This window comes from Azospirillum sp. VT-I1, from assembly GCF_055698305.1.
In genome coordinates, this window is the sequence record NZ_CP168803.1 from 60,954 (window position 1) to 74,503 (window position 13,550).

Below are 13,550 nucleotides of genomic sequence, written 5' to 3' on the forward strand. Positions count from 1 at the left end.
GCCATGTATTCACCTCAGATCATCCTGGAAGCGGCGCTGAACGGTCTGATGACCGGCGCGGTCTATGCGCTGATCGCGCTCGGCCTGACGCTGATCTACGGCGTGCTCCACATCATCAACTTCGCCCACGGCGCGCTCCTGACCTGCGCGATGTTCGCGGTCTGGCTGGCCTGGGCCTGGCTGGGGATGGACCCCTATCTGGTCATCGTGCCGCTGGTGCCGCTGATGTTCGCGCTCGGCTATGGGCTGCAGCGCTTCGTCGTCGGGCCGGCCAGCCACGGCGACGACGGGAACATCCTGCTGGTCACGCTCGGCCTGTCGATCATGCTGGAGAATGTGCTGCTGGCGCTGTTCCAGTCGGACACCCGCACGCTCGACACCGATTATTCCTTCCAGGTGGTGGCGCTGGGGCCGCTGCTGCTCTCCTACCCGCGGGTGATCGGGCTGGGGGTGGCGGTGGTGGTGACCGGGCTCTTGTGGCTGGTGCTGAACCGCACCGACACCGGCAAGGCGATCCGCGCCGTCGCCAAGGAAAAGCTGGGCGCCAATCTGGTCGGCATCGACGTGCCGCACATCTATGCCGTCACCTTCGGGCTGGGCTGCGCCTGCCTTGCCGTGGCGGCGGGGCTGCTGATGCCGACCTTCTACGTCAACCCGCGCATCGGCGGCGCCTTCGTTCTGGTCGCCTTCACCGTGGTGGTGCTGGGCGGCATGGGCTCCATCCCCGGCGCGCTGCTGGGTGGCCTGTTCATCGGCGTGGTGGAGAGCCTGTGCGGCCTGTTCCTGGGCGACAGCCTGGGCCAGATCGGCATCTTCCTGATCTTCATCGCCGTGCTGCTGGTGCGGCCGACCGGACTGTTCGGAGCCAAGGCATGACCGCGCGCGACCTGATCCCGATCGCCGTCCTGGCCGTCCTGGCGGCCCTGCTGCCGCTGGTGGTGACGTCCAGCACGGTGCTGAACTTCCTGGTCTTCACGCTGATCGTGTCGCTGGGCGCGCAGGGCTGGAACATCCTGGGCGGCTTCGGCGGCCAGTTCAGCTTCGGCCATGCCGCCTTCTTCGGCACCGGCGCCTATGTGACGGCGATCCTCCAGTTGCGCTACGGCGTCAACGCCTGGGCCGGTCTGGCGCTGGCGACGGCGGCCGGCGCCCTGGTCGGCTGGGTCATCGGCTTCCTCAGCTTCCGGTCGGGCCTGCGCGGTTCCTACTTCGCGCTGGTGACGCTGGCCTTCGCCGAGGTGTTCCGCATCCTCGCCAACGCCGCCTCCTTCACCGGCGGGGCCGCCGGCCTTCTCATCAAGCTGGACGTCCGCCCGGCGAACCTGCAATTCGACGACCGCGCCGTCTTCTACTGGCTGGTGCTGGCCTTCGTCACGGCGACGCTGCTGCTGACGCGCTGGATCCAGCGCTCCCGCTTCGGGGCGCAGCTGGTGGCGGTGCGCGAGAACGAGGATGCCGCCAAGGCGCTTGGCGTCGATTCCCTGAAGGTGAAGCTGCGCGCCATCGCCCTGTCGGGCGCGGTGACGGCGCTGTCCGGCTGCCTCTATGCCCAATACTTCCTCTACATCGACGCCAACATCGCCTATGGCAGCTGGATTTCGGTGGAGCTTCTGCTGGCCCCGATCATCGGCGGCGTCGGCACCGTCTTCGGCCCGGTGGTGGGTGCCCTGACCCTGCACGGGCTGGGCGAGGTCGCCAAGCAGTTCGCCGGTCGGATTCCCGGCATCGACCTGATCGTCTTCGGCGGCGTGCTGGTGCTGGCCGTGGCGTTTGCCCGCGGCGGCATCCTGGGCCTGCTGGAGCGGCTGCGCGACCGCGGCCGCGGGATGGTGGCGCGCGGACCCAAGGAGGTTTCCCATGCTGGCCGTTGACGGCGTCTCCAAGCGTTTCGGCGGGCTGATGGCGGTGGACAGCGCGACGCTGTCGCTGGAGCCCGGCGGCATCATCGGGCTGATCGGTCCGAACGGCGCCGGCAAGACCACGCTGTTCTCCATGATCTCCGGCTTCATCGCCCCCACCGACGGACGCATCCGCTTCGAAGGCACCGACATCACCGCCGAGGAGCCGCACCGCCGGGCGGAGCGCGGCATCGGCCGCACCTTCCAGATCGTCCAGCCTTTCGCCGGCTTGACGGTGTGCGAGAACATCGCGGTCGGCGCCTATCTGCGCCATGCCAAGCGGGCCGACGCCATCGCCAAGGCCCGCGAAGTGGCGCGCCGCGTCGGGCTGGGGCCGGAGCTGGACCGGCCGGCCGGCGGGCTGACGGTGGCCGGGCGCAAACGGCTGGAACTGGCCCGCGCGCTCGCCACCGAACCCAAACTGCTGTTGCTGGACGAGGTGCTGGCCGGCCTGAACCCGTCGGAGATCCGCGACATCATCCCGGTGATCCGGGGCATCCGCGACGAAGGGGTGACGATCCTGATGATCGAACACGTCATGCAGGCGGTCATGAACCTGTGCGAGCGCGTCTATGTGCTGGCCCAGGGCCGCATGATCGCCGAGGGGCCGCCCGCCGCCGTCTGCGCCGACGCCCGCGTGATCGAGGCCTATCTCGGCCACGGCGCCGCCGCCCGCCTCAAGGCGGAGGGGGCGGCCCATGGTTGAGCAGCTTCTGGAAATCCGCGGCCTGAAGACCGGCTATGGCGCGACCGAGGTGCTGCGCGGCATCGACATGGCCGTGCATGCCGGCGAGATCGTCACGGTGCTGGGCTCCAACGGGGTCGGCAAGACGACGCTGAACAAGGTTCTGTCGGGCGTGCTGCCGGCCTGGACCGGCGAGATCCGCTTCGGCGGCACCCGCATCGACGGCAAATCCGCCGCCCGCATCGTGGAGGAAGGGCTGATCCAGGTGCCGGAAGGCCGCAAGATCTTCCCCAACCTGTCGATCCGCGAGAATCTGGAACTGGGCAGCTACCGCCGCGGCAAGCCGAACCGGGCGCGGAACCTGGAGCGCATCTTCGCGACGTTCCCCCGCCTGAAGGAGCGTGAGGCGCAGTTCGCCGGCACCCTGTCGGGCGGCGAGCAGCAGATGCTGGCCATCGGCCGCGGCATGATGGCGGAGCCGCTTCTGCTGATCCTCGACGAACCCTCGCTCGGCCTCTCGCCGCTGGTGGTGGAGGAGATGTTCGGGCTGATCCGGAAACTGAACGCGGACGGGCTGGCGATCCTGCTGGTGGAGCAGAACGTCGTCCAGTCGCTGGAGGTCGCCCGCCGGGCCTACATCCTTGAGAACGGCGTCTTCGCACTGTCGGGACCGTCCGACGAGATCGCACGCGACCCCGAACTGAAACGCACCTATCTCGGCCTCTGAGGGGCCGTCCGCCTGGGAGCGGTGACATGACAAGCCTGTCCTTCGACGTGAAGCCGGCGAGCGAGCTGCTCGCCGCCGCCCGCCCGTCCTGGCTCGACCGCTGGGGCGCCTTCGCCGCCGGCCTGACCTTCGCCGACCTGCCGGCCCCGGTGGTGGAACGGGCGAAGCTGGTGCTGCTCGACTGCATCGGCGTGATCGCCGCCGGCATGCAGGAACCGGAATGCCGCGCGCTGGTGGGCCGCATGATCGAGACCGCCGGTGCCGGCGACTGCCCGGCCATCGGTGCCGGCCGCGGCTTTCCCGCCGGCTCGGCCGCCTTCCTGAACGGCGTCGCCGGGACCATGCTGGAACTGGACGAGGGCAACCAGTATGCCCGCGGCCATCCGGGCATCCATGTGCTGCCGGCCGCACTGGCCACCGGTCCGCGGCTGAAGGCCACCGGCGCCGACCTGCTGACCGCGCTGGCGCTGGGCTACGAGATCGGCTCGCGCATCGGCATCGCCGCCAAGCTGCTGGTCACCACCCACCCGCATGGCACCTGGGGCACGGCGGGGGCGGCGCTGGCGGTGGCGCATCTGAACCGGGCCGACGCGGCGGCGATGATCGAGACGATCAACATCGCTTCCACCCTCGGCCTCGCCACCAGCCGGCGGACGATGCTGGAGGGCGGCACGGTTCGCAACGCCTATGCCGGCGTGTCGAACCAGCTGGGCCTGACCGCCTGGGATCTGGCTGCCAGCGGCATCATTGGCGAGACCGACGGGGTGGGTAGCGTGTTCGGCGGCGTCATCGCCCGCGATTTCCGGCCGGAACTGATGGTGGACGAGCTGGGCGAACGCTGGGAGATCGCCCGCAACTACTTCAAGCGCCACGCCGCCTGCCGCTACACCCACGGCGCGCTGGATGCGCTGGGCGACATCGTGGCCCAGGCCGGCGGGCGGATCGCCCCGGACCAGGTCGCGTCCATCGAGGTCGACACCTATGTCTGGGCCGCCCAGCTGAACGGGCCTGAGCCGAAGAACATGCTGGCGGCCAAATTCTCGCTGCCCTTCGCGCTGGCGACCTTCCTCGCCAACGGGGCGGCGACGCCCGACGCCTTCCGTGACGAGGCCCGGCAGGCCGCGGCCACCCGCGACCTCGCCCGCCGGGTGACGGTGCGCGAGGACACCGAGCTGACCGCCCGCCTTCCCGGCCTGCGCCCGGCCCGCGTCCGCCTGACGCTGGCCGACGGCCGCAGCTTCGCGGCGGAGGCGCTGACCAACAAGGGCGACACCGAGGATCCCTACAGCCCCGACGAGGTGCGGGCGAAGTTCGCCGAACTCGCCGGGCCGGTCTGGGGCGCCGCCCATGCCGCCGCCATTGCCGACTGCGTCGAAACCATCGACCGCGCAGCCGATCTTTCAACCCTGACCCGGCTTCTGTCGGCGCCCGCCGCCGCCGGGGGAGCGTCTGAGATGACCATGCCCGACCTCAGCTTCAAACAGCGGCTCTCCGAGAACCGCGTCGTGCTGGCCCCCGGCGTCTATGACGCCTTCACCGCCTCGATGGCGGCGCGTGCGGGATTCGAGGCGCTGTATCTGTCGGGTGCGGCCATCGCCTACACCCGGCTCGGCCGTCCCGACATCGGGCTTGTCTCGGTCAGTGAGGTGGCTGACACCATCGCACTGGTGCGCGACCGCGTGCCGACACCGCTGATCGTCGATGCCGACACCGGATACGGCAACGCGCTGAACGTCCAGCGCACCGTGCGCATGTTCGAGCGCGCCGGCGCCACCGCGCTGCAGCTTGAAGACCAGAGCTTTCCCAAGCGCTGCGGCCACCTGACCGACAAGGCGGTGATCCCCGCGGGCGAGATGGCCGGCAAGATCAAGGCGGCGGTCGATGCCCGCGCCAGCGAAGGCACGCTCATCATCGCCCGCACCGACGCGGTGGCGGTGGAAGGCGTCTCGGCCGCTCTCGACCGCGCCCGGCTCTATGTCGAGGCCGGCGCCGATGTGCTGTTCGTCGAGGCGCCCAAGAGCCGCGAGCAGTTGTCCGCCATAGCCGCCGACCTGGGCGGCATCCGCCCGCTGCTGGCCAACATGGTGGAGGGCGGGCAGACGCCGATCAGCTCCGCGTCGGAACTGGGCGATCTGGGCTACCGGCTGGTGATCTTCCCCGGCGGCATCGTGCGAGCGCTCGCTCGGCAGGCGCAGGACTATTACGGCTCGCTGGCGCAGCACGGCACCACCCAGCCCTTCCGCGACCGCATGTTCGATTTCAACGCGCTGAACGACCTGATCGGCACGCCGGAGATGCTGGCGCTCGGCGAAACCTATAAGGACTTTGGCCCCGCCAAGCGGGAGGACGCAGCATGACCACCCTGACCACTGCCAAGACCGCAATCGATCCCGTCACGCTGGCCGTCCTGAAGGGCCGGCTGGAGCAGATCGCCGACGAGATGGACGCGACACTCTACCGCTCCGCCTTCAACCCGATCATCGCCGAGGCGCGCGACGCCTGCCACGGCCTGTATCATGCCGAGACCGGCGCCACGCTGGTGCAGGGCACCAACGGCCTGCCGATCTTCGTCGGCGCCATGGCCTTCGCGGTCAAGGCGGTGATCGACAAGGTGGCTCGGGAAGGCGACCTGCACGCCGACGACATCTTCCTGTTCAACGACCCCTATGACGGCGGCACCCACCTGAACGACTTCCGTCTGGTGCGCCCGATCTTCCGCAAGGGGCAGCTGTTCTGCTGGATGGCGTCGGTCGGCCACTGGCTCGACATCGGCGGCAACGTGCCGGGCAACTTCAACGCCCGCGCCACCGACAGCTTCCAGGAAGGCGTGCGCATCCCGCCGGTGAAGCTGGTCAAGGCCGGCGTGATGAACCACGACCTGCTGGCGATCCTCGCCGCCAACTCCCGCGTGCCGGTGTCGAACTACGGCGACTTGAACGGGCAGCTGAACGCGCTGGATCTGGGCGTGCGCCGCCTGACCGAACTGCTGGACGAGCATGGCGAGGAGACGGTCGCCGCCGCCTTCGACGCCTTCACCGCGCGGGCCGACGCGCTGATGCGCAGCGCCGTGTCGAAGCTGCCGGACGGCACCTACAGCTTCGAGGATTATCTCGACAATGACGGCATCACGGCGGAACGGCTGCGCATCGCACTGGACCTGACCATCGCCGGCGACCGGATGACGCTGGACTTCTCACGGTCGTCGGCCCCCTGCGCCGGGCCGCTGAACATCGCCTATTCCACCGCGGTCGCCTGCTGCTACGTCGCGCTGAAGCATGTCTTCACCGACGTGCCGGCCAATGCCGGCTGCCTCAACCCGATCACCTTCGTCATCCCGGAAAGCACCCTGCTGGCGGTCAAGCCGCCGAAACCGGTCGGCGGCTATACCGAGACCATCCTGCGCGTCATCGGCATGGTGTTCGGCGCGCTGGCGCTCGCCGATCCGGCCCGCGCCACCGCCGCGCCCTTCGGCACCATCAACGCGCTGTCGCTGGCCGGCCACCGCAAGGACGGCTCGCGCTGGGTGATGTTCTCCTTCTTCGGCGGGGGCCTGGGCGGCAACCCGGAGACGGACGGGCTGAACCACGCCAACAACCCGATCTCCACCGCCACCATCCCGCCGGTGGAAATCCTGGAAGCCGCCTATCCGGTGATGTTCACCCAATGGGCTTTGCGCCCGGATTCAGCCGGGGCCGGCCTGCACCGCGGCGGGCTGGGTGCGGTCTATGAGATCGAGGCGCTGACCGATGCCGACGTCTTCCTGCTGGGCGAGCGCGGCGTCTTCGCGCCCTTCGGCGTGGCCGGTGGCACCCCTGCGGCGCTGAACCGCTTCACCTGGCAGAGCGACGAGGGCGAGAAGTCGCCGCCGCTCGCCTCCAAGGTCACCGACGTGAAGATCCGCGACGGCCAGCGCGTGCGGCTGGAGACGCCGGGCGGCGGCGGTTGGGGCGACCCGAAGCGGCGCGATGCGGAGGCCGTCGCCCGCGACGTGCGGCTCGGCTATCTCGGCCGTGAGGCGGCACGCAGCGCCTATGGCGTGGCGCTGACCGACGACGGCGCGCTCGACATCGCCGCCACCGCAAGCTTGCGCGAATCCTCCGCCGCCTGACGATTCCGGGATCCAAGACCATGAGCAACGGTATCTCCAAGGGTGCAATCGTCGGCGTCGATGTCGGCGGCACCTTCACCGACCTGTTCCATTACGACGAGGCGCGCGGCAGCTTCCGCACCGCCAAGGTACCCTCCAACCGGGGCGACGAGGCGGTCGGCTTCCTCGCCGGCCTGCAGAGCTTCGGCCCGGTCGCCGAACTGGGCTCCATCGTCCATGGCACCACCGTCGGCACCAACGCGCTGCTGGAGCGCAAGGGCGCCAAGGTCGGCCTCATCACCACCGCCGGCTTCCGCGACGTGCTGGAGATGCGCCGCCGCGACCGTCGCCAAACCTGGGGCCTGTGGGGCGATTTCGTCCCCGTCGTCGACCGCGACATGCGGCTGGAGGTGGCGGAGCGCACGCTGGCCGACGGCACCATCCGCACCGAAATCGACCCGGATGAGGTCCGCGCTGCGGCCCGCCGGCTGGCCGACCAGGGAGCGGAGGCGCTCGCCATCGTCTTCATCAACGCCTACGCCAACCCAGCCAACGAACTGGCGGCGCTGGAGGCGGCGCGCGAGGTCTGGCCGAACGCCAACCTGGAATGCTCGTCCCGCATCCTGCCGGAAATCCGCGAGTTCGAGCGCACCTCCACCACCGCGCTGAACGCCTATCTCCAGCCGGTGGTCGGCAGCTACCTCGCCAAGCTCGACAACGCTCTGGCGGGCGAGGGGTTCGGCGGACGCTTCCACATCGTGCAGTCGAACGGCGGCGTCATGTCCACCGACACCGCGCGGCGGCTGCCGGTGCGCACCGCCCTGTCGGGGCCGGCGGCCGGCGTCATCGCCGCGGCGGCGATCTCCAAGGCGGCGGGCTTCCCCAACGTCATCACCGGCGACCTCGGCGGCACCAGTTTCGACGTGTCGCTGGTGGTGGAGGGGCAGACCATGCTGGCCGCCCAGACCACCATCGATTTCGGTCTGGTCGTCCGCACGCCGATGATCGAGATCACCACCATCGGCGCCGGCGGCGGTTCCATCGCCGGGGTCGATCCCGGCGGCATGCTGCAGGTCGGGCCGGAAAGCGCCGGCTCGCGCCCCGGGCCGGTCTGCTACGGCCAGGGCAACACCCGCCCGACACTGACCGATGCCAACGTCCTGCTCGGCCGCATCAACGCCGAGCGTCCCATCGGCGGCAAGCTGGCGCGGCTGGACGTCGATGCCGCCCGGACCGCCATCGCCACCCATGTCGCCGAGCCGCTCGGCCTCGACGTCATGGCGGCAGCGGAAGCTGTGGTGCGCATCGCCAACAGCAAGATGGCCGGCGCCATCCGCCTCGTCTCCATCGAGCGCGGCCATGACCCGGCCAAGTTCGCCGCCGTTCCCTTCGGCGGCGGCGGCGCGCTGCATGTCGGCGCCCTCATCAAGGAGGTCGGCCTGAAGGCGGCGCTGGTGCCGCGCTTCCCCGGCGTGACCTCGGCACTCGGCTGCGTCATCGCCGACATCCGCCACGATCAGGTGCAGACGGTCAACCTGCCGCTGGCCGGCATCGACGCCGCGTCGCTCGACCGCCGCATGGTGGAGGAGGCAACCGCCGCCCGCGCCGTGGTGGAATCCGCGGGGCTCAGTGTCGAGCGCATCGACCTCGTCTTCGAACTCGACATGCACTACATCGGCCAGACCCACACGGTCGCCGTGCCGCTGCCGGTGTCGGTCGAGAACGGCACGACCGGCATCGACGAGGCGACCATCCGGGCCGCTTTCGAGCGGGCCTATCAGGCCTCCTTCAGCCGGCTGCTGCCGGGCGTCGGCGCCAAGATCGTCAACCTGCGCACCGCCGCCATCGGCCGCCGTCCGCATTTCGACCTCTCCGCGCTCGCTCCGGCGGCCGGGACGACGGTGGAAGGCGCCTATGCCGGCTCGCGGCCGGTTTGGTTCGACGGGGCCTGGCACGAGACGGCGGTCTACAACAGGCTGGACCTTCCGGTCGGCGCCGTCATTCAGGGTCCGGCGATCCTGGAGCAGCCGGACGCCACCACCGTCATCGACCCCGACCTGTCCGCCCGCGTCGACGGCTTCGGCAACGTCATCGTGGAAAGGAGCAGCCGATGAGCAGCACCGCGATTGCCATCGAGCGAACCGCCCTGCTCGTCTGCGACCTTCAGAACGACTTCATCCACCCGGACGGCGCCTATGGCCGCGCCGGCCAGACGGCGCCCGAAATCCTGGCGCTGCCGGAGCGGGTGAAGCCGCTGGCCGATCTGCTGCGCTCGCGCGGCGGCTGGGTGATCTCCACCAACTTCACGCTGGTGCCGGGCCGCGGCGGCGAACCGATGATCTCGCCCCACCTGAAGGCGCTGCGTCCCTTCCTGGCCAAGGGCGATTTCCAGCCCGGCAGTTGGGGACACCGCACGGTGGACACGCTCCAGCCCGTCGATGTGGAGGTGGAGAAGGTCGCCTATTCCGCCTTCTACATGTCGCGGCTGGAATGGGTGCTGCGGAAATGCGGGGTGGAGCGGCTGCTGGTCTGCGGCATCGTCACCAATGGCGGCGTGGCCTCCACCGTGCGCGACGCCCATGTCCGCGAGTTCGACACCATCCTGCTAGAGGACGGTTGCGCCGCCTTCAGCCGCGAGCTGCATGAGGTCTCCGTCGCCGCCCTGCGCCCAGTCTGCCGCGTGGCGACCGTCGCAACGATGCTGGAGGAGGTGGCAAGCCAATGAGCCGCATCCTGCCCGCCGACGGCGTGGAGTTCGAGTTCACCGTTCCCGTCGTCGTGATCGGCGGCGGGGCTGCCGGCATGGTCGCCGCACTTGCCGCCCATGAACAGGGTGCCGGCGTGCTGGTGCTGGAGCGCGACGCGCTGCCCCAGGGTTCCACCGCCCTGTCGGCCGGGCTGATCCCGGCACCGGGCACCCGCTGGCAGAGCGCAGCCGGGATTGAGGACAGCCCGGAACGCTTCGCCGCCGACATCATAGCAAAGGCGAAGGGCGAGCCCGACCCGCTTGAGGTCGCCCGCGTCACCCAGGCCGTGGGTCCGGCGCTGGAGTGGCTGGCCGACCGCTACGGCCTGCCTTTCTCGGTGGTGGACAATTTCAGCTATCCGGGGCACAGCGCCCGGCGCATGCACGGGCTGCCCAGCCGGTCGGGCGCGGAACTGATCGACCGCCTGCGCGGCGCCGTCGAGACCGCCGGCATCGACGTGCTGTGCGAGGCGCATGTCACCGCGCTCTATGCCGATGGCGCCCGGGTTCGCGGTGTCGAGATCACCCGCCCCGACGGCAGCGTCGAGCGGGTCGGCTGCGGCGCTCTGATCCTCGCCTGCAACGGCTATGGCGGCAACAGGGCGCTGGTGGAGCGCCATGTGCCGGAACTGGCCGACGCGCTCTATTTCGGCCATCCCGGCAACCAGGGCGACGCGCTGCTGTGGGGCGAGGCGCTGGGCGCCGCCACCCGGCATTTGTCGGGACACCAGGGCCATGGCTCCGTGGCACACCCCGCCGGCATCCTCGTCACCTGGGCGACGATCACCGAGGGCGGCGTGCAGGTGAATGCGGAAGGCCGACGCTTCTCCAACGAAGCGCAGGGCTATTCGGAACAGGCCGCCATCGTGCTGCGCCAGCCCGACGCCATCGCCTGGACCGTGTTCGACGAGCGCATCGCCGGCATCGCCCGCCAGTTCGAGGATTTTCGGCAGGCCGAGGCGATGGGCGCGGTGCTGACCGCCGACACTCCCGCCGAACTCGCCCGGCAAATGAAGATCGACGCGGACGTCCTAACGGACACGCTGGCCGAGATCGACCGGCTGAAGGCAGCGGGCGGAACAGACGGCTTCGGCCGCGACTTCACCGGTTCGGCCCCGCTGGCCCCGCCCTACCGCGCCGTCCGCGTCACCGGCGCGCTGTTCCACACCCAGGGCGGGCTGGTCGTCGATGACGATGCGCGTGTTCTGGACGTACAGGGCGCGCCGCTGCCCAACCTCTATGCCGCCGGCGGGGCCGCCTGCGGCGTGTCCGGTTCCAAGGCGTCCGGCTATCTGTCCGGCAACGGCCTGCTGACCGCGGTGGCTCTCGGGCGCATCGCCGGCTCCGCCGCTGCAAGCGCCGCAAAGGAGGAAACCAGCCAATGACCTCGCAGCCACGCAGCCTGTTCGAGAAGGTCTGGGACGCCCATGTCGTGGCGACCCGGCCGGACGGACAGGCCCTGCTCGCCATCGACCGTCATTTTCTGCATGAGGGCTCCTTCCACGCCTTCGGCATGATCGACCATGCCGGCCGCAAGGTGCGCCGGCCGGAGTTGACCTTCGCCGTCGCCGACCATTACGTGCCCTCGCACAGCCGGTCCAAGCCGATTGCCGATCCCGAGATCGCCAACATGGTGACGATGCTGGAGGCGAATGCCGGCCGCCACGGCCTGCGCCATTTCGGCCTGCACGACCCGGCGCAGGGCATCGTCCATGTGCTGGCGCCGGAACAGGGGCTGACGCTGCCCGGCCTGACCATCGTCTGCGGCGACAGCCACACCTCCACCCATGGGGCTTTCGGCGCGCTGGCCTTCGGCATCGGCGCTACCGAGGTGTCGCATGTGCTGGCGACCCAGACCCTGTGGCAGCGCCGGCCCAAGACCATGCGCATCACCGTGGACGGGGTGCTGGGGCCGCATGTGACGGCCAAGGACCTGATCCTGGCGGTGATCGCCGCCATCGGCGCCGACGGTGCCGCCGGCCATGTCATCGAATATGCCGGCAGCGCCATCCGCGCCCTGTCGATGGAAGGCCGGCTGACCGTCTGCAACATGTCGATCGAGGCCGGCGCGCGGGCCGGCATGATCGCGCCCGACGACACCACCTTCGCCTGGATCGAGGGGCGGCACTACGCCCCCAAGGGCGCGCTGTTCGACCGCGCGGTGGAGCATTGGCGGACCCTGCCCAGCGACGACGGCGCCGTCTTCGACCGCGAGGTGACGCTGGACGCCGCCGACATCGCCCCGGCGGTGACCTGGGGCACCAGCCCGGAAACCGCCGTTCCGGTGACCGCGGCGGTGCCCGATCCGGGGGCGGAGGCCGACCCGGTGCGCGCCGGCCAGATGCGCAAGATGCTGGATTACATGGGCCTCGCCCCCGGCATGGCGCTGGAGGACGTGCCCATCGACCGCGTCTTCATCGGCTCCTGCACCAATGCCCGGCTGGAGGATCTGCGCGCCGCCGCCGCGGTGCTGCGCGGCCGTCGCGCCGTGGTGCCGGGGCTGGTGGTGCCGGGCTCGGTCCCGGTGCGCCGTCAGGCGGAGGCGGAGGGGCTGGACCGCGTGTTCATCGACGCCGGTCTGGAATGGGGGGAGCCCGGCTGCTCCATGTGCGTGGGCATCAACGGCGACCTCGTTCCGGCGGGGGAGCGCTGTGCCTCCACCACCAACCGCAACTTCCCCGGCCGCCAGGGGCCGAACGCCCGTACCCATCTGATGAGCCCGGCGATGGCTGCCGCAGCCGCCGCGACCGGCAGGCTCACCGATGTCCGCAAGCTGGGAGCGTCGTAGAATGGACCCCTTCGTCACGCTGACCGCGCCGGCGGTGCCGCTCGACATCGCCAACATCGACACCGACCAGCTTCTGCCCGCCCGCTTCCTGAAGAAGCCGCGCAGCGCCGGCTACGGCAACTTCCTGTTCCATGACGAGCGCAAGCCGGGATTCCCGCTGGACGATCCCGCCTATGCCGGCGCCCGGGTCCTGGTGAGCGACCGCAATTTCGGCTGCGGGTCCTCGCGGGAGGGGGCGGTCTATGCGCTGGTGGATGGCGGGTTCCGCTGCGTCGTCGCGCCGAGCTTCGGCGACATCTTCGCCGCCAACGCCGCCAAGAACGGCCTGCTGACCATCACCCTGCCGGAGGATGCGGTGGCGGCGCTGCGCCGCCAGCTGCAGGAGAACCCCGGCGCCGCCGTCACGGTCGATCTGCCGGCCCAGACCCTGACCGGTCCGGACGGGCGGGCGCTGTCCTTCGCCATCGACCCGTTCAAGAAGGAATGCCTTGTCGAAGGGCTGGACGACGTGGCGCTGACCCTGCGCCACCAGGACGCCATCGACGCCTTCGACCGGGCCGACGCCGAGGCCCGTCCCTGGGTGGTGCCGGGAGCCTGACGGAGGCTCCCGGACCTCAGT

General features: G+C 70.2%; 11 protein-coding genes and 1 pseudogene. All 12 read left to right on the top strand.

Annotated elements, in window-relative coordinates; translation table 11 throughout:
• The first annotated feature begins 3 nt into the window (after positions 1-3).
• The 12 genes and pseudogenes from AB8P05_RS19110 to leuD all read left to right on the top strand — a co-directional run bounded on the left by AB8P05_RS19110 (position 4) and on the right by leuD (position 13,529).
• Entirely contained in the window at positions 4-876 is an 873-nt protein-coding gene (locus AB8P05_RS19110; protein ID WP_455174106.1) for a branched-chain amino acid ABC transporter permease, read from the top strand.
• Positions 873-1,871: a branched-chain amino acid ABC transporter permease gene (locus AB8P05_RS19115; RefSeq protein WP_472760450.1), complete on the top strand. Its 999-nt coding sequence runs from the start codon at positions 873-875 to the stop codon at positions 1,869-1,871. Before AB8P05_RS19110 ends, AB8P05_RS19115 begins: the two co-directional genes overlap by 4 nt.
• Positions 1,858-2,604 carry an ABC transporter ATP-binding protein gene (locus AB8P05_RS19120; protein ID WP_310115983.1) on the top strand — a complete coding sequence of 249 codons (747 nt, stop codon included), beginning with the start codon at positions 1,858-1,860 and terminating at the stop codon, positions 2,602-2,604. The genes AB8P05_RS19115 and AB8P05_RS19120 overlap by 14 nt, the downstream gene beginning before the upstream one ends.
• A complete protein-coding gene (locus AB8P05_RS19125) occupies positions 2,597-3,310 on the top strand; it encodes an ABC transporter ATP-binding protein (RefSeq protein ID WP_472760451.1) in 714 nt (237 codons plus the stop codon). The genes AB8P05_RS19120 and AB8P05_RS19125 overlap by 8 nt, the downstream gene beginning before the upstream one ends.
• Before the next feature lie 26 nt (positions 3,311-3,336).
• A pseudogene (locus AB8P05_RS19130) lies at positions 3,337-4,632 on the top strand (MmgE/PrpD family protein); the annotation flags it as partial.
• A 132-nt stretch (positions 4,633-4,764) separates the two neighbouring features.
• On the top strand, positions 4,765-5,667 hold the full coding sequence (locus AB8P05_RS19135) for an isocitrate lyase/PEP mutase family protein (protein ID WP_455174101.1): 903 nt from the start codon (positions 4,765-4,767) through the stop codon (positions 5,665-5,667).
• On the top strand, positions 5,664-7,418 hold the full coding sequence (locus AB8P05_RS19140; protein ID WP_472760452.1) for a hydantoinase B/oxoprolinase family protein: 1,755 nt from the start codon (positions 5,664-5,666) through the stop codon (positions 7,416-7,418). The genes AB8P05_RS19135 and AB8P05_RS19140 overlap by 4 nt, the downstream gene beginning before the upstream one ends.
• A gap of 20 nt (positions 7,419-7,438) precedes the next feature.
• Positions 7,439-9,511 carry a hydantoinase/oxoprolinase family protein gene (locus tag AB8P05_RS19145; RefSeq protein WP_472760453.1) on the top strand — a complete coding sequence of 691 codons (2,073 nt, stop codon included), beginning with the start codon at positions 7,439-7,441 and terminating at the stop codon, positions 9,509-9,511.
• Positions 9,508-10,122 carry a cysteine hydrolase family protein gene (locus tag AB8P05_RS19150; protein WP_472760454.1) on the top strand — a complete coding sequence of 205 codons (615 nt, stop codon included), beginning with the start codon at positions 9,508-9,510 and terminating at the stop codon, positions 10,120-10,122. Before AB8P05_RS19145 ends, AB8P05_RS19150 begins: the two co-directional genes overlap by 4 nt.
• A complete protein-coding gene (locus AB8P05_RS19155; protein WP_472760455.1) occupies positions 10,119-11,528 on the top strand; it encodes an FAD-dependent oxidoreductase in 1,410 nt (469 codons plus the stop codon). The genes AB8P05_RS19150 and AB8P05_RS19155 overlap by 4 nt, the downstream gene beginning before the upstream one ends.
• Complete coding sequence (leuC, locus tag AB8P05_RS19160; protein ID WP_472760456.1) at positions 11,525-12,931, top strand: 3-isopropylmalate dehydratase large subunit; 1,407 nt, start codon at positions 11,525-11,527, stop codon at positions 12,929-12,931. The genes AB8P05_RS19155 and leuC overlap by 4 nt, the downstream gene beginning before the upstream one ends.
• A gap of 1 nt (position 12,932) precedes the next feature.
• Entirely contained in the window at positions 12,933-13,529 is a 597-nt protein-coding gene (gene leuD, locus AB8P05_RS19165) for a 3-isopropylmalate dehydratase small subunit (RefSeq protein WP_472760457.1), read from the top strand.
• Positions 13,530-13,550 lie beyond the last annotated feature (21 nt).